General features: G+C 43.7%; 14 protein-coding genes, 1 rRNA gene, 2 pseudogenes and 1 other annotated feature. Of the genes and pseudogenes, 8 read left to right on the top strand and 9 right to left on the bottom strand.

Features of this window, described 5'->3' with window-relative positions:
* The first annotated feature begins 132 nt into the window (after positions 1-132).
* Together A3712_RS10285 and tyrA are read left to right on the top strand one after the other, a co-directional pair.
* The gene (locus A3712_RS10285; RefSeq protein WP_063523349.1) at positions 133-1,206 is read left to right on the top strand and encodes a 3-deoxy-7-phosphoheptulonate synthase; all 1,074 of its coding nucleotides are present in this window, start codon (positions 133-135) and stop codon (positions 1,204-1,206) included.
* Positions 1,207-1,307: 101 nt separating this feature from the next.
* Complete coding sequence (gene tyrA, locus A3712_RS10280; protein WP_063523348.1) at positions 1,308-2,435, top strand: bifunctional chorismate mutase/prephenate dehydrogenase; 1,128 nt, start codon at positions 1,308-1,310, stop codon at positions 2,433-2,435.
* A 129-nt stretch (positions 2,436-2,564) separates the two neighbouring features.
* Here the strand turns inward: tyrA and A3712_RS10275 are convergent, their stop codons facing one another.
* From A3712_RS10275 to ettA, 3 genes and pseudogenes are all read right to left on the bottom strand, one after another.
* Positions 2,565-3,596 (bottom strand): M23 family metallopeptidase, encoded by a 1,032-nt coding sequence (locus tag A3712_RS10275; protein ID WP_063523347.1) that lies wholly within the window; start codon positions 3,594-3,596, stop codon positions 2,565-2,567.
* A gap of 49 nt (positions 3,597-3,645) precedes the next feature.
* Positions 3,646-3,963 (bottom strand): annotated as a pseudogene (locus A3712_RS26710) (PilZ domain-containing protein).
* A gap of 141 nt (positions 3,964-4,104) precedes the next feature.
* Positions 4,105-5,772, bottom strand: a complete 1,668-nt coding sequence (ettA, locus tag A3712_RS10270; RefSeq protein ID WP_004739497.1) for an energy-dependent translational throttle protein EttA — start codon at positions 5,770-5,772, stop codon at positions 4,105-4,107.
* Between the two features lie 263 nt (positions 5,773-6,035).
* Between ettA and sltY the strand changes: the two genes are divergently transcribed.
* Both sltY and trpR read left to right on the top strand, forming a co-directional pair.
* Complete coding sequence (gene sltY, locus A3712_RS10265) at positions 6,036-7,985, top strand: murein transglycosylase (protein WP_063523346.1); 1,950 nt, start codon at positions 6,036-6,038, stop codon at positions 7,983-7,985.
* 170 nt (positions 7,986-8,155) lie between these two features.
* Positions 8,156-8,449, top strand: coding sequence for a trp operon repressor (gene trpR, locus A3712_RS10260; RefSeq protein WP_004739494.1), 294 nt, complete (start codon positions 8,156-8,158; stop codon positions 8,447-8,449).
* 127 nt (positions 8,450-8,576) lie between these two features.
* Here the strand turns inward: trpR and yjjX are convergent, their stop codons facing one another.
* From yjjX to A3712_RS10230, 6 genes and pseudogenes are all read right to left on the bottom strand, one after another.
* The gene (yjjX, locus tag A3712_RS10255) at positions 8,577-9,098 is read right to left on the bottom strand and encodes an inosine/xanthosine triphosphatase (protein ID WP_063523345.1); all 522 of its coding nucleotides are present in this window, start codon (positions 9,096-9,098) and stop codon (positions 8,577-8,579) included.
* A pseudogene (locus A3712_RS10250) lies at positions 9,061-11,475 on the bottom strand (putative bifunctional diguanylate cyclase/phosphodiesterase). The gene yjjX and the pseudogene A3712_RS10250 overlap by 38 nt, the downstream one beginning before the upstream one ends.
* A gap of 269 nt (positions 11,476-11,744) precedes the next feature.
* A complete protein-coding gene (gene pheA / locus A3712_RS10245; protein WP_004739491.1) occupies positions 11,745-12,920 on the bottom strand; it encodes a prephenate dehydratase in 1,176 nt (391 codons plus the stop codon).
* A gap of 12 nt (positions 12,921-12,932) precedes the next feature.
* Positions 12,933-13,054: a sequence feature (Phe leader region), on the bottom strand.
* 110 nt (positions 13,055-13,164) lie between these two features.
* The gene (gene hpf / locus A3712_RS10240; RefSeq protein WP_063523343.1) at positions 13,165-13,500 is read right to left on the bottom strand and encodes a ribosome hibernation-promoting factor, HPF/YfiA family; all 336 of its coding nucleotides are present in this window, start codon (positions 13,498-13,500) and stop codon (positions 13,165-13,167) included.
* A 421-nt stretch (positions 13,501-13,921) separates the two neighbouring features.
* Entirely contained in the window at positions 13,922-15,346 is a 1,425-nt protein-coding gene (locus A3712_RS10235; RefSeq protein WP_331710873.1) for a lytic transglycosylase F, read from the bottom strand.
* A 138-nt stretch (positions 15,347-15,484) separates the two neighbouring features.
* The gene (locus A3712_RS10230; RefSeq protein WP_008221648.1) at positions 15,485-16,213 is read right to left on the bottom strand and encodes an outer membrane protein assembly factor BamD; all 729 of its coding nucleotides are present in this window, start codon (positions 16,211-16,213) and stop codon (positions 15,485-15,487) included.
* A gap of 137 nt (positions 16,214-16,350) precedes the next feature.
* Between A3712_RS10230 and rluD the strand changes: the two genes are divergently transcribed.
* From rluD to A3712_RS10210, 4 genes are all read left to right on the top strand, one after another.
* On the top strand, positions 16,351-17,325 hold the full coding sequence (gene rluD, locus A3712_RS10225) for a 23S rRNA pseudouridine(1911/1915/1917) synthase RluD (RefSeq protein ID WP_063523341.1): 975 nt from the start codon (positions 16,351-16,353) through the stop codon (positions 17,323-17,325).
* A 2-nt stretch (positions 17,326-17,327) separates the two neighbouring features.
* A complete protein-coding gene (gene pgeF / locus A3712_RS10220) occupies positions 17,328-18,068 on the top strand; it encodes a peptidoglycan editing factor PgeF (RefSeq protein ID WP_063523340.1) in 741 nt (246 codons plus the stop codon).
* A 142-nt stretch (positions 18,069-18,210) separates the two neighbouring features.
* The gene (clpB, locus tag A3712_RS10215) at positions 18,211-20,784 is read left to right on the top strand and encodes an ATP-dependent chaperone ClpB (RefSeq protein ID WP_063523339.1); all 2,574 of its coding nucleotides are present in this window, start codon (positions 18,211-18,213) and stop codon (positions 20,782-20,784) included.
* Between the two features lie 607 nt (positions 20,785-21,391).
* A 16S ribosomal RNA gene (locus A3712_RS10210) occupies positions 21,392-21,961 on the top strand; the annotation flags it as partial.

The raw sequence follows: 21,961 nt of genomic DNA, 5'->3' as shown, positions 1-21,961 counted from the left end.
AAATAAAAGTTTACGTAAAATGTTTTTTATTGTTTACGCTTGTAATCGTTTTTGTAGCTGTTATTGTGTTTTTTAAAGATTGTTAACCCAAATGGAAATGTTGGGTGTAAAATTAGATATACAGGTTGAGTTATGCAGAAAAGTGAATTAAGCAATGTCAATATTATCGACGAACAGGTACTGATTACTCCTGAGGAGTTAAAAACAAAACTGCCTTTGAGTGATAATGCTCGTCGTTTCATTCAAGAGTCTCGTCAAACTATCGCAAACATCATCCATAAGAAAGACCACCGCATGCTGGTTGTATGTGGCCCGTGTTCTATTCATGATGTTGAAGCGGCAAAAGAGTACGCGAAACGCCTAAAAGCTTTATCTGAGCAACTTAGCGATCAACTGTATATTGTTATGCGTGTTTACTTTGAAAAGCCTCGTACTACAGTGGGTTGGAAAGGTTTAATCAACGACCCTCATCTGGACGGTACTTTCGACATTGAACATGGTTTGCATGTAGGTCGTGAACTACTGGTTGAACTTGCTGAGATGGAAATTCCACTGGCAACAGAAGCTCTAGACCCAATCAGCCCGCAATACCTAGCAGATACATTCAGCTGGGCGGCGATCGGCGCACGTACAACGGAATCACAAACTCACCGTGAAATGGCAAGTGGTCTTTCAATGCCAATCGGCTTTAAGAATGGTACAGATGGCAATCTAGGTACCGCAATCAATGCGATGCAGGCAGCTTCTTCTAGCCACCGTTTCATGGGTATCAGCCGTGAAGGTCAAGTTGCACTATTAACTACTCAAGGTAACCCAAACGGCCATGTTATTTTACGTGGCGGTAAGCAAACGAACTACGATTCAGTATCGGTACACGAATGTGAGCAAGAGCTTGGTAAATCAGGTTTAGAAGCTGCACTGATGGTTGATTGTAGCCATGCTAACTCTCGCAAAGATTTCCGCCGCCAACCTCTGGTTGCTGAAGATGTGATTCACCAAATTCGTGAAGGTAACAAGTCGATCATCGGCCTTATGATTGAAAGTCATATCAACGAAGGTAACCAATCTTCTGATATACCTCTCAATGAGATGAAATACGGTGTTTCAATTACCGACGCGTGTATCAATTGGGACACAACTGAGGCACTATTGAAACATGCACATACGGAACTCGTCCCGTTCTTAGAGAACCGTTTGAAAGGTTAGTCAGAGTTTAAAAGTTAAGCGCCTCATCTAATGGGGCACTTTAAGATCTGTTGCTAACGAGATCGGCGTTGGTACGGGCTTATAGATTAGTAAGGAATAAAATGGCCGTTGAACTGAACGAATTACGCGACCAGATCGATGCTGTCGATAAACAAATGCTGGATTTACTGGCTCAGCGACTTGCTCTTGTTGAGAAAGTTGGTGAAGTGAAAAGTGAACATGGATTACCTATTTATGTGCCGGAGCGTGAAGCGGCAATGTTGGCGTCTCGTCGTCAAGAAGCCGAAAAAATAGGGGTTCCACCACAGCTCATCGAAGATGTTTTGCGTCGAACTATGCGTGAATCTTATGCCAGCGAAAAAGACTCTGGTTTTAAGTGTCTCAACCCAGAATTGCGTTCAGTGGTTATCGTTGGTGGTAATGGTCAGCTTGGTGGCTTATTTGGCCGAATGTTTAAGCTCTCTGGCTATGAAGTGAAAGTCCTTGGTAGCCAAGATTGGGATAGAGCCGATGAAATCCTAGATAACGCAGGTCTTGTGGTTGTTACCGTTCCAATTCACTTAACAGAAGGTGTGATCGCGAAACTTGGTAATCTGCCAAGTGATTGTATTCTTTGTGATTTAACATCGATAAAATCAAAACCGCTGCAAGCAATGATGAGCATGCACCAGGGTCCTGTTGTTGGTCTACACCCTATGTTTGGCCCTGATGTACCAAGCCTAGCGAAGCAGGTAATTGTTTACAGTGATGGGCGTGGCTCTGAAAGCTACCAATGGTTACTGGAACAATTTAGTATCTGGGGCGCAAGCCTATGCCAGATGGACGCTGCTGAGCACGACCACGGCATGACTCTGATTCAAGCACTTCGCCACTTTACTTCTTTTGCTTACGGCCTACACCTAAGCAAAGAGAACCCGAACATTGACCAGCTTCTGAAGCTTAGCTCTCCAATCTATCGTCTAGAGATTGCGATGGTTGGTCGTCTGTTTGCTCAAGACCCGAACTTGTACGGTGACATCATTCTCTCTTCAGATGAGAACATAGAGATGATTCGACGCTTCCATCGTTGTTTTGGTGAAGCTCTTGAGATCTTAGATGGAAAAGATAAAGCCAAGTTCGTTGAGGGTTTTAACCAGGTGAGTGACTGGTTTGGTGACTACTCACAGCAATTCTTGCAAGAGAGTCAAAGTCTTTTAAAACAAGCACATGACTCGATTCATCGTGGTTGATCGCAGTGAAAGAATATAAAAAAGAGCGACCATTTGGTCGCTCTTTTTGTTTGCATTGAGTGTTCGTAATACATTTGGCCTATTATAGGTAAAATGCTTTTGGATCATCATAGGCTAAACGCACACGCCCTAGTTAGTTACGATAGGCTGTTGGTTATTCTCGCTCGAGGCTCGATTATCTTCGCTTGATACCGTATCGATAGTAGAGCTGATGTAAGGTACGTTGGTTAGGTTGATCTGCAAACGAACCACGTTATCTATCAGTTGCACCAGTGGGCCCCATTTCACCTTTTTTTCTTTTTCAAAAACGTAATTGAAGTTCTCTGGTGTCCAATCCATCAAGTATTGAGGGTTCAATGAGCGGCCAAGGAAGCGTACTTCATAATGCAGGTGTGGTCCGGTTGAGTTACCTGAGTTACCACAACTTGCAATCACATCACCTTTACTGACAAACTGACCGCTGCGAACTTTGAATTTTTGCAGATGCGCATAAGAGCTCATGAAGCCAAAGGAATGGCGCATAGTGATAAAGTTACCGAAGCCTTTCTTGCTTGGACGAACCGTTTCAATCACGCCATCTGCTGGCGCTAAGATATCTTCACCGCGCTTACAGGTTAAATCGATGCCAGTATGGTTGTGGCGTTTGCCTGTAATTGGGTTTGTACGGCGACCATAGGAAGACGAGATGCGTTGATAAGCCATTGGGCTATCATTAGGAATTAAGCGGAACATGGTAGCTCTTACCGCTGAATCGACTGCCGCAGCATCAATACGGTCTTCTAATGAAACTTCATCGGTGTGTAACTCTTCATCAGCCAGGCCAAGAACGGACTCCACATCGAATACGCGCTTACCCAGTAACTGAATCGTGCCTTCTTTCTCAGTCAATGCTTGAGATAGGTTATGGTTGGTTTCAACTTGTTCCGCGTATAAAAACTCAGTCTGCTCTTTTTCAACAATCAAAGTTTCGATTAACTCTTGTGCATCACCGGCTTGTGCTGCCAGCTTGTTTTTACTCTCAAGGTGCATGTAGGTCGCACCACCAATCAAAATTGGTACTGAGAGCAGGGAGGTCATGCATAAGAGTACGGCTTTTCGACCGAAGTAAAACGTCTGTTCCCCCTGACTTGAGGGAATAGTAATGGACACTTTTTTAGACATGGTTCTGTATTAACTAAATGCTTCTAATAGAAAAAGGGTAATGGAGACATTATTCCTCGCCTAAATCGGTAAGGTGTTCAATCTCTCTAGAAAGCAGTTCATCGTCACCAACGTTAAGCTCAACAAGGCTCTTAAGATGGCTGGTACTATCAATATCTAAATGCTCTATGCGTTAACGCATTGAGGTATTGATGGTAGAGACTATCGTTGCTTCTAACTGAATATTGATATCGCTGTTGGCCAACTTAAAGCTAACGTGAACAGGGCTATCTTGGCTGAATCGTTGTAATTCATCGCATTGAATGAGTAAACCATGGAGAGACAAGTCTTGCACTAAGCCTGATTCGTTTATTTGTTCTTGTGAGATTTCAGTCGGAACTTGATAAACAACTCATGAAAATTGACGTCTTTCAATCATAAGTATTCTCTCTATACCTACACGCAATACGTAAGCCAGATATATCAAAGGCCGCTATTATCGCGGCCTTTGTTCAAAATACAAGCTTATTTACTTAGCAATACGTTTGTACTTGATGCGGTGTGGTTCTGCCGCTTGAGCGCCCAGAGTCTTCTTCAGCCACTCAGTGTACTCAGTATAGTTACCTTCGTAGAAGTTAACTTGACCTTCATCACGGTAGTCTAAGATATGGGTCGCAATGCGGTCTAAGAACCAACGGTCGTGCGAGATAACCATTGCACAGCCAGGGAACTCAAGCAGAGCTTCTTCAAGAGCACGTAGCGTTTCAACGTCTAGGTCGTTGGTAGGCTCATCGAGTAGCAGAACGTTACCGCCAGCTTTCAGTAGCTTAGCTAAGTGAACACGGTTACGTTCACCACCAGAAAGCTCACCGATGATCTTCTGTTGGTCGTTGCCTTTGAAGTTGAAACGAGAACAGTATGCACGTGCTGGGATTTCGAAGTTGTTGATCTTAATGATATCAGCGCCTTCAGAGATCTCTTGGAATACTGTCTTAGTGTCGTCCATGCTGTCGCGGAACTGATCAACAGAAGCAAGCTTAACGGTTTCACCCAGTTCAACCGTACCAGAGTCTGGTTGTTCTGCGCCGCTTAGCATCTTGAATAATGTTGATTTACCCGCACCGTTGGCACCTACGATACCTACGATTGCACCCTTAGGCATGCTGAACGATAGGTCATCGATAAGAACGCGGTCACCGTATGACTTAGTTAGGTTCTTAACTTCAAGAACTTTGTCACCTAGGCGCTCACCTGGCGGAATGAACAGTTCGTTGGTTTCGTTACGCTTCTGATATTGGCCAGTCGTCAGTTCTTCAAAACGAGCCATACGAGCTTTAGATTTAGCTTGACGACCTTTAGGGTTTTGACGAACCCACTCAAGCTCTTTCTCGATGGTCTTTTGACGTGCGCTTTCACCAGCTTTCTCTTGCTTTAGACGCTCATCTTTTTGCTCTAACCAAGAAGTGTAGTTACCTTGCCATGGGATACCTTCACCACGGTCCAGTTCTAGAATCCAACCAGCAGCATTATCTAGGAAGTAACGGTCGTGGGTAATCGCCACAACAGTACCGCTGTAGTCCACTAGGAAGTGCTCAAGCCATGCAACTGATTCTGCATCCAGGTGGTTCGTTGGTTCATCAAGAAGCAGCATGTCTGGCTTCTCTAAAAGTAGACGACAGATAGCAACACGACGACGCTCACCACCAGAAAGGTGTTCAATTTTAGCATCCCATTCAGGAAGACGAAGTGCGTCAGCCGCGCGCTCTAGAGCTGCCTCTAGGTTGTGACCGTCTTTTGCTTGGATAAGTGCTTCTAGTTCGCCTTGCTCTTTTGCTAGTGCATCGAAATCTGCATCTGGTTCAGCATAAGCCGCGTAAACTGCGTCGATACGTTTAAGTGCGTCAGCAACATCAGAAACCGCTTCTTCTACGATTTCGCGAACCGTTTTTGATTCGTCTAGTACCGGCTCTTGAGGTAGGTAACCTACGTTAAGGCCTTGTTGTGCACGAGCTTCGCCATCGATATCAGTATCAATACCAGCCATTATACGTAGTAGGGTAGATTTACCTGAACCATTTAGACCCAAAACACCGATTTTAGCGCCAGGAAAAAAGCTAAGAGAAATGTCTTTAAGAATTTGACGCTTAGGTGGAACAGTTTTGCTCACCCGAGACATGGTATATACGTATTCAGCCATTGCCGATCGATCCTAATTATTGTTCAAAATTGTTAGCTATTTTATACCAATATTCCTAAAGATGTTACTCCTTGGAAAGAAAAGCCATTCTTGAACGAATCCTTACTTACTATTGTCACATTGGTTATTAAAACTATATTTAATATGCTTCTTAGATGAAGTGTTAAATATTAATAATATTTACACTCAATTCCTTTACATTTTATGTGATGTCGGGCGTAAATAGATTTCACGTATTCATACACGCACTAAGGAAAGAGCGAATGTTTTTCCGAATTGGTAATACGAAGGTTGCTGTGGCTGCATCGGCAATTTTGTCTTCATTTTCACTAGCTCCAATGGCTATGGCTAGCAATGCCTCAGAGCTAGAAATGCAGCGTGATGTTTATGATAGAGCACAAGAGGTTTTAGACAGCCGTGATCTAAAAGCTTATTCAGCACTGCGCAGCAAAATTCAAACATACCCTCTCACGCCTTACACTGATTATCGTGCTTTTCTTATCGGTCTTGGTGATCGCACTCCAGCTGAAGTGGATGCATTTATTGAAGAGAACAAAGCCCTGCCATTTTCTAATCGTATGCGAGCACCATATTTAGATATGCTGGCTTCTAGAAAACAATGGCAAACCATCCTTGAGTTTCAGACCAAAGAGCCGGTGGGTGAAAAGTACCAATGCATCTATTACCGAGCGAACTATGAGCAAGGTAATCAAGAACTGGCTTTTAAAGGAGCGAAGCAGCTTTGGTTGAGCGGCGATGGTGTTGATGACGCTTGCGACCCGCTATTTAAGAGTTGGGATCAAGCTGGCTTAAGAACCGATGAGCTGATTTTAGAGCGTATGCTGTTAGCGTTTGAAGGGCGTAACGGTAAGCTGATGACCTATCTGATCAAGCAATTGGATCATGATGAGTCAATTTCTCAAGCTAAGCAGATGAAGGCGTTATACAACAAGCCTGAAAACGTGCTCACATTCGCTAAGAAGCATCCAGCCAATGAGTTTTATCGAGCTCAAACGGAGTTTGCTTTTGAGAAGCTCGCGCGAAAATCGGCTATTAGTGCTCAAGAAGTATTCGATGAGGTCATCAAGGTTCAGAAGTTTTCTGAAGAGAAATCTCAAGAGCTCTCTGATTACCTGACTTTCCGTTTGATCAATACCGATTCTGAAGAGTTGATGGAGTGGCGAGATGATATGTTGGCGAGTTCGTCGAAACAAGTCTTACTCGAACGTCGTGCCCGTTTGGCTATTCAGCATGCCGATTGGACTGGATTGAAAGAGTGGATTGCCCGCCTAGACGACAAGCACCAAGCGTCATTGCGTTGGCAATACTGGTTAGGCAGGGCTGAAATTGCAACAGGTGATACTGAAAAGGGTAACCAACGTCTGTCTGATATTTTAGGTCAGCGTAATTTCTACAGTGTTGCGGCGGCAAAGCAGTTAGGTAAACCGATTCAATATCCAACCGCTACGTTGAAATACAACCCAGAAACAGTAAAGCCTTTTAGTACTTCGCTGACTCGTATCGATGAACTTATCACTCGCGATAAAATTGCAGCAGCCAAAAGTGAATGGCGCTGGCTACTGACCAATGCAGATAAAGAGCAAAAAGAGATGCTTGCCGCTTACGCTGCGACACAGCGTTGGAATCACTTCACTGTGATTGCGAGTATTTCAGCGAAAATGTGGGATAACATTGCATTGCGTTTCCCGGTCGCTCATAAGTGGTGGTTTAACTTCTACGCAGAGAAGCATGATATTGACCCAATCACCTTGATGTCTCTAGCAAGACAAGAGAGCGCGATGGACTCTGAAGCTCGTTCTCCTGTTGGTGCTCGCGGTGTTATGCAAATTATGCCGCAGACAGCACAATACACGGCGAACAAGCACAAGATTAAGTACAAGGGTAGCGATGATCTTTACGATGTCGGCAAGAATATCGAAATTGGTAGCCACTACTTAGATGGCTTGCTCTCTCAATATGATAACAACCGTATCTTTGCTTTTGCTGCCTACAATGCTGGTCCGAGCCGTGTGAAACAGTGGCGTTCTCGCAGTGATGAAAAGCTTGATGCCTTCGCTTTCATTGAGATGATTCCATTCAAAGAGACACGCGGATACGTTCAGAACATTTTAATGTTTGAGACTTACTATCGAGACATCATGGGTGAGCAGGGTGAGTTTTTGGCTCCCCATGAGGTGAAAACTAAATACTAGTGGCCGATACGGCCGGAAACTGAGTGACGATCGAAGGCAGTGAGTGCGAACCATTTCCGCTTACTGCTTTTTTACATTGGATCACATCCAGTATTTCGGTATAAAGTGGTAAACGCTTTCAATCGATAAGCGACTCTTTAAGGTCTGAATTTAAAAGTAAGTGTAGAGATATGGCATCACAACCTGAATATGATAACTGGCAACAACTCATGGATTTAGTTAAGACTGCGGTTGAGAAAGATCAGCATGAACTGTTGTTGACCATGATGATGACGCCCGATGAGCGAGATGCTTTGGTTGCTCGAATTAATATTTTTTGTGAGCTAATGAAAGGTGAAATGTCTCAAAGGCAAGTGAGCCAAATGCTGGGAGTCGGCGTGGCAACCATCACCAGAGGCTCTAATGAGCTCAAGGCAAAATCAGAACAAGAGAAAGCGGTTATTGCCGATCTGCTGCTTAAGTAATACTGGGCTTAAGCTATCACTGAATAGCGAGAGTGCGAATTGAAAAAACGCTAGCGGATAGTTAGCGTTTTTTTAGTTTCTAGAGCTTACAATCGAGCTGCTAGATAGCTTTAGAAGTCTCAATTGGCTAAGCTGAGAAATGCTCAGGATTTACAAATGGGGTCAGCGCTAAGATTAACGCTTGGTGATAGACCGAGCTACGTGAAAGCTGGTTATGTGTCAGTAAACCAATTGCTCCACCTTTTTGTTTGATATTGTCTGTACCAAACACTTCATCCATCACATCCCCAAGTTCGTTAGCGTGCTGTAGCTTTTCAAGAACGGCTGGTGGCAGCATCAGGCTTGCCGAGCGAGATTCTCCACGTTGACCATTTGATTCAATCACCATCCAAGCAAAGGTAACCCCGCCTTCGATTCCCGCTTCTAACCCGACATAGAAATCCGCATTAGGTTGCTGTTGTGTCGCATTGTGCACACGGTTCACTGCACCTTGATAGGTCTCATTATTACTCATCGGCTGATCGGCAACACCACTTGGCACACTTACCCCCGTGAACTCAAACTCGGTGTTGGGAAACGCAGAGACAAAAGCACTTTTGACAGCACTGATCTTAGCGGGGTTTAGCGAGGCGATGATGACAGATTTCATGTGTTCGATTCTTATAGTCGGTTGATTCAGTTGGTACGTGTTAATCGTTCTGTTGCTGCTTAAATTGCTGTTGGTGTTCTTGATACCAGTCACTCAGCTCATTGAGAGGCATAGGCTTACCAAAGTAGAAACCTTGCAGCATGTCGCAATGTGCGTCTTGAAGCCATTGGTGCATTTCTTTGGTTTCGATACCTTCAGCAGTCACGGTTTTACCTTGCGCGTGACACAGTCCGATCACGGGTTTAACTATGTTCTGATTATCTGTTTCGATCAAGGCTTCCAAGAAACCTTTATCCAATTTGATTTTTTGCGTCGGGTACTCAACTAATTGAGTGATGGATGTGTAGCCCGAACCAAAATCATCAATAGCTAATCGGTAGCCCATTCGAGCGAGTTCGTTGAGTAGCGGAAAGCCATGTGAATTTGAATAGAAGGTCTCTGTGATTTCAAAATCAATCAAGCTTGGTGGAATGCCATTAATCTTGGCATGTTGCTCAATGAAATCTGCGAGGTGCGTAGTCTCTATAGCAGCCGAAGATAGGTTGATGGACAGCTGAATTGAGTGATCAAATTGAGCCTGAAGCTGATGGAAAGAAGCAAAGGCATTCTCGATAACCCAGCGATCGACGAGTTCGAACAGCCCGGTTTGCTCAGCAATTGGAATAAACTCATTGGGAGCAACTGTACCAAGCTGTTCTGACTCCCAGCGTAGCAGCACTTCAACCCCTATCACTTGGTTTCCTGCAGCATCCATATATGGCATGTAAACGAGTTTAAACTCTTCATCAAAGTTCTGATCTCTCAGAGCTCGTTCAATATTGGCTTGACGTTGAATGGTTTTATCCAAGTCTAACGAGTAATCCGCGAACTGATTCTTACCTGCATGTTTCGCTTGGTACATGGCGGTATCAGCGTTTGAGAGTAGTTTCTCGATGGTATACCCATCATTTGGATAGGTCGCGATACCAATACTCACTGTGATTGGAAAGCTTCCTGAGTCGGTGATAAACCCTTTTTGTAGCGGAGCGAGTAACTTTTTAGAGAGCTGATGCGCAATATTATCGGCATTCGCTGGGGCATTGATATAGATAACGAATTCATCGCCCGACAAGCGCGCAGGCATGCAGTGAGCGTTGTCTCTTTCTTGATATTCACTACAGAGTTTTGTGATGCGCGCAGCAAAGGAGACGAGAATCGAGTCCCCAATTTGGTGTCCGTATTTGTCGTTCACAAATTTGAAGTTGTCTAAGTCGAGATAGAGCACCCAGGTATTGGTTTTCGAGTCAGGATCTGGCAGAGATTGCTGAACAAACGACTGAAATTGCAGTCGGTTGGGGATCTGGGTCAGTTGGTCATTTTCTGCCAAAACTTTGGTTTGCTGGTAGGTGTTATCGAGCTCTTGATACATGTCGTAAAAGCGTTGTGATAAGCGGCCTAATTCATCATTAGTACCCAAGCGCTCAATGTTTTTTCTTTGCTTTTTTTCGACCTGTTGCAGCTGCTTATCCAAGTGCGTGATTGGATTAATCACACAGCGGGATAAAAGCATGAGCAATAAGCCCACACTGACAAAGGCAGACAGAGCAAACGACAAGCTGAGCTCATTCCAGATGGATTTGAGTTTGTTGTCCAACAAAAATTGAGCCGGGTCGAGGGTAGCGTAAAGTTCAGGCCCCAGCTTCACAGACTGAGTTAAACCATGCCCAAGAGTTATCGGTTCATCGGTAAAGAAAAGACTGGTTTGGTAGTCAAACTCTATCTGTTTTCGCAGTGAATTAAACTTATCGAGAGAGACCGAAACGACTAGAAAAAATACATCATCGATCTGTTCGCTTATCGGGGCCAAAACACTTTTTTTATCAAGTACTTCATAGTGAACAAGCACCCCTTCGCCCTGCGAGTTTTGGATGTAGTCAGTTCGTGAAGTTACGTGTTTTTCTTGATACTGTCGATCTACAAACTCTAAAACCTTCGGGTCCATCTCTGCAAAGGGGTCACGGCTATTTTCGGCGTAGTAGCTGACGGTACCATCGCCGTCGAGAAGAGCTAGGCCCGTAAAGCTATCGTCGCCATCTTGTAATAACTTTATCGTCTCGTGTAGATCATCGATGAGTGCGAGCTCTTGGCTAGGGTTCTCTTCGGCCAAGAAGAAGCGTTTAATCATGTCACTTTTAGTGAGCGCATAAGAATAGCTATTAAGAAAAGAGCGTGACTGGCGAAAGTGCCCGGCCAGTTTTTCCATACTTAATTGCAGAGCGTTATCTTCGCGTTTAATGAAACTGTTTTTTTGAGTCGAGTAGATGATATAGCTGGAAGCCGCAGTACTTATCAGTATTACGGGTGCAATCAGAAGTAATATTTTCGTACTTAGCTTCATGGCTATTCACAACATGGTTTATAAATTTGAGCGCGTAAGTTTATGTTACTTGGAGTGAGCTCGCTATTAATTACACGTTGTACGGTGCTTTCCTGTGAAGGCGGTAAGGTTTTGTCTTTATTGACAAAAAAAGATAATAATGGGTTTTCTATTAGAAAAGCGTAGGGCCACTTAGAGGGGAGGTTGTGTAGAACGATAAATCAGTTTCAAGTATTTGGCCTACCATAGGCCAAATATTTATGTTAGCTGAAAGCGTTATTTATTTTCGGCTATGACAGCTTAACCTGAGTCGCTTTGATGTTTTCGCTTGGGTAGCAACCAAGGACTTTTAAGTGGCGAGTAATGGCCGTCAACTCGGTGATCGCTTGCTGCATATTATCCGAGTCTAGATGTGCTTCTAAGTCTACATAGAACATCTCTTCCCAAGGGTTACCCATAATCGGACGAGACTCTAGCTTAGTCATGTTGATACCTAAGCGTTGCAGAATCAGTAGAGTCTCTACTAATGAACCAGCCTCTTGTGAAGTCGACATAATTAGTGTCGTCTTCGCTGGGATTTGCGTTGATACTTCAACTGGCTTTCGTGCTACCACGATGAAACGCGTGTGGTTCTCTGTTTGATTTGCAATGTTACCTTGAATTGGTTGAAGCCCGTAAAGCTTACCGCTCGATGCGTTACCAATCGCTGCGACATCATCACCGTCCAAGTCTTTTACCTTCTTCATTGCGTCAGCTGTGCTGGCACAAGATTCAAGGGTGACATCTTTAAGTCGGCTCAAGAACTCACTACATTGCTGATGAGGTTGTGGGTGCGAATAGAGGGTTTTGATGTCTTCTAAACGGATATCATTTTTAGCAACTAGGCAGTGCTCAATGGGTTGAGATAGCTCACCTACGATATAAAGCGTCGTATGTTGAAGCAAGTCGTATACTTCGTTAATAGAACCTGAGCTTGTGTTCTCAATCGGCAATACGCCGTAATCAGCATGTCCCGACTCAACTGTAGAGGCAACTTCTTTGAAATGGCTACAGTTTAGCTCAATCAACTCCATATTCTTACGGCTGAAATACTCGCGGCTTGCAAGGTGTGAATAAGAGCCTTTAGAACCCAAGAATGCCACGCGAGCCAAAGGCTTACGGCTTTGTGGATTTGCGAGATTTTGTAAGTATGACTGCTGCAGTAGAACTGAATCTTCAATGATGGTGTGAAACAGCTTAGTAATGTACTGAGCATCCAATTCGTATTTGTCTTTACCGTTGTTAATCAGTTTAACCAACAGTTGTTGTTCTCTTACTGCATCACGAACTGGCTTTGATGTCTCTACCTTGCTTTTAGCAACTTCGATACTTAGCTTGCGACGTTCTGAAAGTAGTTTCAGTAGTTCGTCATCTAAATCGTTAAGACGAAGGCGGATATCATCCAGTGAAATTGAGCGGTCAGTCATAAATGTGTCCTTATAAAAAAGCCTCCCTAGTTTGGGAGGCTTCTTGTTCGTTTTTGACTTGTTTTTCTAAAACGACTTAGCCTCCGATTTACGGAAGAAAAAAGAAGTCAAAAATAAACAAAGATTGAGTTTGCATAAAAAGTGATTGTTTTATGAATGTTTAAACACAATAAGCAAGCGAGCTACGAGCGTCAAGCAAAAAAATAGCGCCCTGAGGCGCTATTTTTTAATCTGTTATCTTTCCTTATTCTACTTCAGCTTCTAGCTCTTCGATTTCAGGTTTTTCAGCACGGCGCGCTTCTGGTTTATGGCGTAGCTTGTTGAGTTGACGCTCTAGTTTTTGTTCTACTTCGTTGATAGCAACGTAGAGATCGTCATGGATTGATGAAGCTACAAGTTGTCCTTTTGGTACAGTGATTACCGCTTCAAATTTCTTCTTCTTGTTTGGCTCTTCACTAAAGCTCGCTTGGCAACCAATGATGTCTACTTGCCATTTATCTAGCTTTTTAAATTTGATTTCTATGTGATCACGGATTGCAGAGGTGATGTCGATGTTTTTACCAGTGATGTTCATTTTCATAGAAGTTTTCCTCTGTTGTATCCCTCATGGGTTAACTTCAGATTACGACTTTTGGGAATTGATAATGTGATCTGGATCTTGTTTTGGTTGGGTGGAAAGAGCAGTAAAATCAAATGTGATCTTACGCAAGTCTTGATATCTTTTTGGCGAAAAATGCTTGTTATCTTTATGAAAAACGATAAGTTTAAGGCAAGGTTTCGCTAAAAATTAAATCAGTTTTTAGGGGAGTCTTACAGCTTACAGAAAGTGTTTGATGGATATTTATCCAAAAGTATTTTGTGATCTAGAGCACGTGACACATATCGCTAGGTAAGCTTCCTCAAAATTAGATAAACAAAATCCGCATAATTTTGCTTATGCGGCTTTTGTGTTTTTGACTTTACTCAATGTCTTTCTTGTCTGATTTAAGTCTTAAGCCGTTCTAATCATTTGTTTTGAGCAATCTCGCTGTGCCGTTCTCTCTAATCGCATTGATTGCTTCTAGCTGTTTATATATGACGAAGTAGCGATTGATATTGGCAACGTAGGTGACAGGCTCTTCACTGACGTATTTACGTGTAATGATCTCTACGTTTTTAAACCAAATGTTTGGGTTGTAACCTTTTTTCTTCGCAAGGTTCCTCATCTTTCTGATCTTAGCAGGGCCCGCGTTATAGGAGGCTAGAGTAAAGTAAAGCTGGTTATCTGGGGTAATGGCTGGGTCATCAAAATATCTATCTTTAATGAAGCGCATGTACTTTACGCCAGCATGAATGTTGTTATCGACGATATGGATATTCTTGATGTTGACGTTTTTGTCTCTCGCGGTGCTAGGTAGAACCTGCATTACTCCGATAGCACCTCGGTGGGAGACTCTGCTCTGATCCAGACCAGACTCTTGGAAGCCTTGTGCAGACATCATCAAAGGATCGAATTCATACTTACTCGAATACTTTTCAAACACATCAGCCAGTTTAGCAACGCGGTCAACTTTGTTCGGGTTGAGTGCCCGACCTAACCAACGAGTATTATCGATGTATTTTTTATAGATAACGTTTCCAAGCAGGGTACCTGTTCGAGCCGTCTTAACGTATTTGTTTATCTCTTTCTTTAGCTGAGGGCTGTCTTTTCTTAACGCCCACGCTATTTGACCATTTTCGCGCAAGGGTAAGTCGTGATGGACTTGAATGTTTTCCATCACATCGATCCAGAGTTTCGCTTTGTGGCTGTCTAGAATCGTACCTTGTATATAGCCTTGGTTAACGAGTTCGATCAGTTCATAGTCTTGCAATGACTCTTCGATGAAGTGGACATGCAGCGGAGGCAAACTCAGTTCGTTGAGTTCTTTATTTACTCTTTGCACGCTTTCGAAGTAACTAGAGCTGGCCCGAATCCATACTTCCTTACCACTGAGTTGCTTGATCTCGGTGATCGGTCCGGAATTTTTGCCTGTGATAATGAGTTCTTTTCCGTCTTTAATCAAAGGGTCTGAAAAGTCGATCACCTTTAATCGTTTATCGGTGACGGTCAGGTTTGCAACAGCAACATCGCCATAGCCTGACTGTAAAGAGGGGAGCAGGTCATCCCGCTGCACAGGAATAATTTGAACGTTCAGGTAAGGGTGCTTCTTACGAAGACTTTTTTCGAAATGGTAAAGCATCTCGGCAACAATGCCTTTGGGCTTGCCGTCTTCTATATAATAGAAGCCTAGGTCCGCAGAGACGAGTACTCTCACTGTACCTTTGGTTTTGAGCACATCAAGGTCTCCCATGTAAGGTTTATTGCTTAATGGTGAGAGTTCTAATGCGTGGGAAAATTGACTAAGTAGTACAATCCCGATAAATAATAATAACCTACTCACACCCACACTCCATGTTGATGTTTTGTCAAAAGTTATTCATTAAAGGTACTTTGTATTGTGTAATTCATCAAGTTCGTGGAATGGGTTTAAAAAAAGCGCGCTAGTAAATTAGCGCGCTTTTTTAGTCATGAACGGAATGGTTGGCTAAGGTAGTGGGTTTAGCTCAATCAAGGCTTCTGTTCTTTGAATTGCGTCCTCAAGACCAAGCTGTTTGTAGGCCTCTAGCTGAATTTTAAGAGACTTACGCGCAGCTATGGTATCTGGGTAAGTCTTTTGCAATTCTTGCGTTCTATTGATTGCAGCGATCCAAGCTTCACGACGCAGATAGAAATCTGCCGTTGCTAGGTCGTAATCTGCCAAACGATTTTTAAGTGCGAACATGCGTTTTTGTGCATCTTCTGCGTAAGGGCTTGCTGGGAAGCGCTCTAGTAGTCGTTTGAAATCAGCAAAAGCAAGTTTTACTGGCTCAGGATCTCGGTCGCTACGGTCGATATTAAAAATATCGTGCATAAAGTTTCTGTCTTGTGCCATGTGCGTTAGGCCGCGCATGTAAAGAACCCAGTCTTGTTTTTCGTGAGTTGGGTTTAAACGCAAGAAACGTGAAATGGTCGCTAGGCCAAGCGCTAGGTCATCATTTTTGTAGTAAGCGTAAATCAGGTCTAGCTGTACTTGTTCAGAATAGGCGCCGAAAGGGTAACGAGAGTCTAGGGCTTCTAGCTTTTCAATGGCAGAAAGCCAGCTACCACTTTGCAGCGATTCTTGCGCCTCAGAGTAGAGAACCGATGGCGGTACATCTGGCACTATCTCTTCGGTACTTGAACAACCAGCCAAGAGTGATACGGCTAATAGACCCGCTAAAGTAAGGTGTTTCATGTCAGGCGTCGATTCCTTGAATTAAATATTTCGTAAGCTTCCGTTACTTTCTAACCAGTAACAGATACAATGATGCAATTATTCTATTTTATCCATACTAATGGGTATTAGTCTCACGGTTTTTAAAAAAGTTCGATATGGCTCAGCAGATCACATTAACAGACACAGTAAAAAGCAGCCAGTTAGGTCAACGTTTAGACCAAGCTGTCGCTGAACTATTTACCGATTTTTCCCGCTCTCGTATTAAAGAGTGGCTTCTTGACGGCAAAGTCCAAGTGGATGGCGAAGTTATTACTAAGCCACGCGTTAAGGTTATGGGCGGAGAGGAGATCATCTTACAAGCTGAACTTGAAGATGAAGAGCGCTGGGAAGCACAAGACATTCCTCTAGACATTGTCTTTGAAGATGAACATCTATTGGTTATTAACAAGCCACGTGATTTTGTTGTTCACCCAGGAGCAGGTACGCCGGATGGAACCGTGCTAAACGCGTTACTGCACCACTACCCACAAATCGCTGAAGTACCTCGCGCAGGTATTGTTCACCGTCTCGATAAAGACACGACAGGTCTTATGGTTGTTGCTAAAACAGTACCAGCACAGACTCGCCTTGTACGTGCATTGGCTAAGCGTCGTATTACTCGTGAATACGAAGCGATTGCTATTGGTAAAATGACCGCTGGTGGCATGGTAGAAAAAGGCATTAGCCGCCACGCAACCAAGCGTACTTTGATGGCTGTGAATGAAACGGGCAAACCAGCGGTAACTCACTACCGCGTTGCAGAGCACTTCCGTGAACATACACGTATTCGCCTACGTCTAGAAACGGGTCGTACTCACCAAATCCGTGTACATATGTCTTACCTTCAGCATCCACTGCTAGGTGATATTGCCTACGGTGGTCGTGCACGTATTCCAAAAGGTGCATCAGAAGAGTTAACGAAGATGATTCGTGCTTTTGATCGTCAAGCACTACACGCGGTTATGCTTAAATTTGTTCACCCAATCACGGGCGAAGAAGTTGAATTCCACGCACCTGTGCCAAATGACATGGTAGTGATGGCTGAAGCTCTGCGCGTTGATGCTCTCGATAACCTAGAAGAAGACATTTAATTATGTCGATGATCATCCCTAACTGGAATGCACCAAGTAACGTCAAGGCTTTTGCTTCGACGCGTGTTGGTGGTTTTTCTGCTGATTTATATCAAGGGCTAAACCTCGGTATGCATGTTGGGGATGATGCTTCACTGGTTGAACGTAATCGAATATGGCTTACGCAACACGCTAACATGCCCGTAGCACCGGTATGGCTCAACCAAACACATTCTACTGATGTAGTTACGGTTTTAGAGCCAACAACCAATGTTCTCGATGCTGATGGAGCTTTCACCACTGCTAGAGGGGTGGTTTGTTCAGCGATGACGGCGGATTGTCTACCAGTGATCCTCACGGATACCAAAGGTACTCAAGTTGCTGCGGTTCATGCCGGATGGCGTGGTCTTGCTGGTGGTATTCTTGAAAATTCAGTTGCAAAGTTTGCCAATCTCAGTTCTGATAACCAGATCATAGCTTGGCTTGGCCCTGCTATTGGAAAACAAGCCTTTGAGGTTGGTGATGATGTGTTAGAAGCTTTCGTTAGTTTTGACCCTCAAGCCAAGCTTGCATTTAAAGCGAAAATTGAACCTGGCAAATGGTTAGCGAATATGTCTCAACTTGCAACACAGCGACTGGCTAAAGTGGGTGTTTCGCAAGTGACGGATTCGAACCTTTGTACTTTTGCCGATTCTGAGGCTTTCTATTCTTATCGTCGAGATGGCGTTACTGGCCGTCAGGCTACCTTTATTTGGCTAGAGTAACGTTTAGTCAGTGTCCGCTTTTATCCAGCACAATTATATTTTTATATAAACTCTATTCTTCATTCCTATCCCTTGAAAATCCGCGTTACCGTATCCATCTTCTAACCATAAGATAAACATATCTAAGAGTAGGAAGGTTGGCATGCGTCTCGATCGATTCACTAGTAAATTTCAAATTGCGATATCTGATGCTCAGTCGCTCGCATTAGGTCGTGATCACCAATATATAGAGCCTGTACACCTAATGGTGTCGCTATTAAATCAAGATGGTAGTGCGATTCGTCCATTGCTTACCATGTTGAATATTGATGTGGTTCAGCTTCGTTCAAAGCTAAGCGAAATATTAGACCGTGTACCGAAAGTAAGTGGTATCGGTGGTGATGTTCAACTGTCGAATGCAATGGGTACTCTGTTCAACCTATGTGACAAAGTGGCACAAAAGCGCCAAGACACATACATTTCTTCGGAAGTCTTCCTACTTGCCGCAATTGAAGATAAAGGTCCTTTAGGTAACCTGCTTAAAGAGCTAGGTCTAACTGAACAAAAATTATCTCAAGCTATCGAGCAGGTTCGTGGCGGTCAAAAAGTTGATGACCCAAATGCAGAAGACCGACGCCAAGCGTTAGAGAAGTTCACCATCGATCTGACTGAAAGAGCGGAGCAAGGCAAGCTCGATCCTGTTATCGGTCGAGATGATGAAATCCGCCGTACTATCCAAGTACTTCAGCGTCGTACTAAGAACAACCCAGTCATTATCGGTGAACCTGGTGTTGGTAAGACAGCTATCGTTGAAGGTTTGGCTCAGCGCATTATTAACAATGAAGTGCCGGAAGGTTTAAGAGGCCGACGCGTACTTTCATTAGACATGGGCGCTTTGGTGGCCGGTGCTAAATACCGTGGTGAATTTGAAGAGCGTTTGAAGTCAGTTCTCAATGAATTGTCTAAAGAAGAGGGCAATATCATTCTCTTCATCGATGAAATTCATACCATGGTCGGCGCTGGTAAAGGTGAAGGCTCTATGGATGCGGGTAACATGCTGAAACCAGCATTAGCTCGTGGTGAACTTCACTGCGTTGGCGCAACGACCCTTGATGAATATCGTCAATATATAGAGAAAGATCCAGCGTTAGAGCGCCGCTTCCAAAAAGTGCTTGTCGATGAACCAACGGTTGAAGACACGGTGGCGATTCTTCGTGGTTTGAAAGAGCGTTATGAACTTCACCATCATGTAGAAATTACTGACCCTGCCATTGTCGCTGCAGCAACACTATCTCATCGATACGTTTCTGACCGTCAACTGCCAGATAAAGCAATTGATCTTATCGATGAAGCCGCATCGAGTATCCGTATGCAGATTGATTCAAAACCTGAATCTCTGGATAAACTCGAGCGTAAGATCATTCAGCTTAAGATCGAACAGCAAGCGTTGACCAACGAAAATGATGATGCTAGTGAAAAGCGTCTTCGTACCTTACAAACGGAGCTTTCTGATAAAGAGCGTGACTTTGCTGAACTTGAAGAAGTGTGGAACGCTGAGAAAGCAGCACTGTCTGGCACGCAACATATCAAATCAGAGCTAGAACAAGCTCGCATGGATATGGACTTTGCAAGACGTGCTGGTGATCTAAATCGAATGTCTGAACTGCAATATGGTCGTATCCCAGAGTTGGAGAAGCAGCTAGATCTTGCTACTCAAGCTGAAATGCAAGAGATGACTTTACTACGTAATAAGGTTACTGACGCAGAAATTGCCGATGTTCTATCAAAGCAAACAGGGATTCCGGTTTCCAAAATGTTAGAAGCGGAAAAAGAGAAGCTTCTAAAAATGGAAGGTGTTCTGCATAAGCGCGTTATTGCCCAAGGTGAAGCGGTAGAGGTGGTTTCGAATGCGATTCGTCGTAGCAGAGCTGGTTTATCGGATCCGAATAAGCCAATTGGTTCTTTCCTATTCCTTGGTCCTACAGGGGTAGGCAAAACGGAGCTTTGTAAAACGCTCGCTAACTTCATGTTTGATAGTGATGATGCAATGGTACGTATCGACATGTCTGAATTTATGGAGAAACACTCTGTTGCTCGTTTAGTTGGCGCGCCTCCGGGTTATGTCGGTTACGAAGAGGGCGGTTATTTAACTGAAGCAGTGCGCCGCAAACCATATTCAGTAATCTTGTTAGATGAAATTGAGAAAGCACACCCAGATGTTTTCAATATTTTACTTCAGGTTCTTGATGACGGACGCCTTACCGACGGACAAGGTCGTACGGTCGACTTCAGAAATACGGTCGTGATCATGACATCGAACTTGGGCTCTTCAAGAATCCAAGAAAACTTCAATACGCTTGATTACCAAGGTATTAAAAATGAAGTAATGGAAGTTGTCGGTAAACATTTTCGACCAGAGTTTTTGAACCGTGTTGATGAAAGCGTGGTGTTCCACCCATTAGGTCAAGAGCACATTCAATCAATTGCTTCTATTCAGCTTCAACATTTGAGCAAGCGAATGGAGGAGAATGGATATGAACTTGAGGTATCAGAAAAAGCGCTGAAGCTAATTTCTCAAGTTGGCTTTGATCCAGTATATGGAGCAAGACCTCTAAAACGAGCGATCCAACAAAGTGTCGAGAACCCATTAGCGAAAGCGATACTTGCCGGAAAAATTAACCCGGACAAAAAAGTGCAGCTATTAGTTAATAACGACAGAATTATTGCTCATCAGTAATTAGGGCAGAAACTATAGGTACGATTTGCTAAATTTAGGCCAAATCGTACCTATTTTGAACGCTTTGTATAAATACTATTCGAACTGTCGCTAGTGACGGCTTTTTTTCGCTTTAAGCCTTGTGCACAAGATTATTCTCTCTATAATGCGTCTCCGTTGTTAGGGATAACCAAGTGGTTTTAACCAAACAACGAAGCGGCAAATAAGCATTTAAGATGCTTGAAAAATTAGCAGGAAAAAGTGTTTGACACTGAATCCCAATTCGCTAGAATGGCCGTCCGCTTTGAGAGGACCTTTACTAAAAGGAATGCTTGAGAAGTTAAGTTCTTTAACAATTTAAACCTATCAATCTGTGTGGGCACTCGTTGATGAATATCACCAAGTTTGTTTTCGCTTTTTAAAAGCAAAGGCAAATGTGAAACTTAGGTTTCAACTTGATTTCAATGAACTGAGTGACCAATTCAAATTGGTACAGCCTTGAGCTGTTTGATTTTACTTTTAAAGTGAAAACCAATAAGAGCACAGTCAATTCACAGTCACTATTCGTAAGCTTTTTGCTAAAACGAATGGGGAATGTAATCAGTATTCATTGAGTCATCAAAATCTTAAATTGAAGAGTTTGATCATGGCTCAGATTGAACGCTGGCGGCAGGCCTAACACATGCAAGTCGAGCGGAAACGAGTTATCTGAACCTTCGGGGAACGATAACGGCGTCGAGCGGCGGACGGGTGAGTAATGCCTAGGAAATTGCCTTGATGTGGGGGATAACCATTGGAAACGATGGCTAATACCGCATAATGCCTACGGGCCAAAGAGGGGGACCTTCGGGCCTCTTGCGTCAAGATATGCCTAGGTGGGATTAGCTAGTTGGTGAGGTAATGGCTCACCAAGGCGACGATCCCTAGCTGGTCTGAGAGGATGATCAGCCACACTGGAACTGAGACACGGTCCAGACTCCTACGGGAGGCAGCAGTGGGGAATATTGCACAATGGGCGAAAGCCTGATGCAGCCATGCCGCGTGTATGAAGAAGGCCTTCGGGTTGTAAAGTACTTTCAGTTGTGAGGAAGGGGGTGTCGTTAATAGCGGCATCTCTTGACGTTAGCAACAGAAGAAGCACCGGCTAACTCCGTGCCAGCAGCCGCGGTAATACGGAGGGTGCGAGCGTTAATCGGAA

The sequence above is a fragment of the Vibrio sp. HI00D65 genome, assembly GCF_001635455.1.
Taxonomy (GTDB): Bacteria; Pseudomonadota; Gammaproteobacteria; order Enterobacterales; family Vibrionaceae; genus Vibrio.
This window is presented reverse-complemented; position numbering and strand designations above follow the sequence as displayed.

Bases quoted from the DNA above. Each gene is read 5' to 3' on its own strand.
- A3712_RS10285 (WP_063523349.1), top strand. From the start codon at position 133: ATGCAGAAAAGTGAATTAAGCAATGTCAATATTATCGACGAACAGGTA.
- tyrA (WP_063523348.1), top strand. From the start codon at position 1,308: ATGGCCGTTGAACTGAACGAATTACGCGACCAGATCGATGCTGTCGAT.
- A3712_RS10275 (WP_063523347.1), bottom strand. From the start codon at position 3,596: ATGTCTAAAAAAGTGTCCATTACTATTCCCTCAAGTCAGGGGGAACAG.
- ettA (WP_004739497.1), bottom strand. From the start codon at position 5,772: ATGGCTGAATACGTATATACCATGTCTCGGGTGAGCAAAACTGTTCCA.
- sltY (WP_063523346.1), top strand. From the start codon at position 6,036: ATGTTTTTCCGAATTGGTAATACGAAGGTTGCTGTGGCTGCATCGGCA.
- trpR (WP_004739494.1), top strand. From the start codon at position 8,156: ATGGCATCACAACCTGAATATGATAACTGGCAACAACTCATGGATTTA.
- yjjX (WP_063523345.1), bottom strand. From the start codon at position 9,098: ATGAAATCTGTCATCATCGCCTCGCTAAACCCCGCTAAGATCAGTGCT.
- pheA (WP_004739491.1), bottom strand. From the start codon at position 12,920: ATGACTGACCGCTCAATTTCACTGGATGATATCCGCCTTCGTCTTAAC.
- hpf (WP_063523343.1), bottom strand. From the start codon at position 13,500: ATGAAAATGAACATCACTGGTAAAAACATCGACATCACCTCTGCAATC.
- A3712_RS10230 (WP_008221648.1), bottom strand. From the start codon at position 16,213: ATGAAACACCTTACTTTAGCGGGTCTATTAGCCGTATCACTCTTGGCT.
- rluD (WP_063523341.1), top strand. From the start codon at position 16,351: ATGGCTCAGCAGATCACATTAACAGACACAGTAAAAAGCAGCCAGTTA.
- pgeF (WP_063523340.1), top strand. From the start codon at position 17,328: ATGTCGATGATCATCCCTAACTGGAATGCACCAAGTAACGTCAAGGCT.
- clpB (WP_063523339.1), top strand. From the start codon at position 18,211: ATGCGTCTCGATCGATTCACTAGTAAATTTCAAATTGCGATATCTGAT.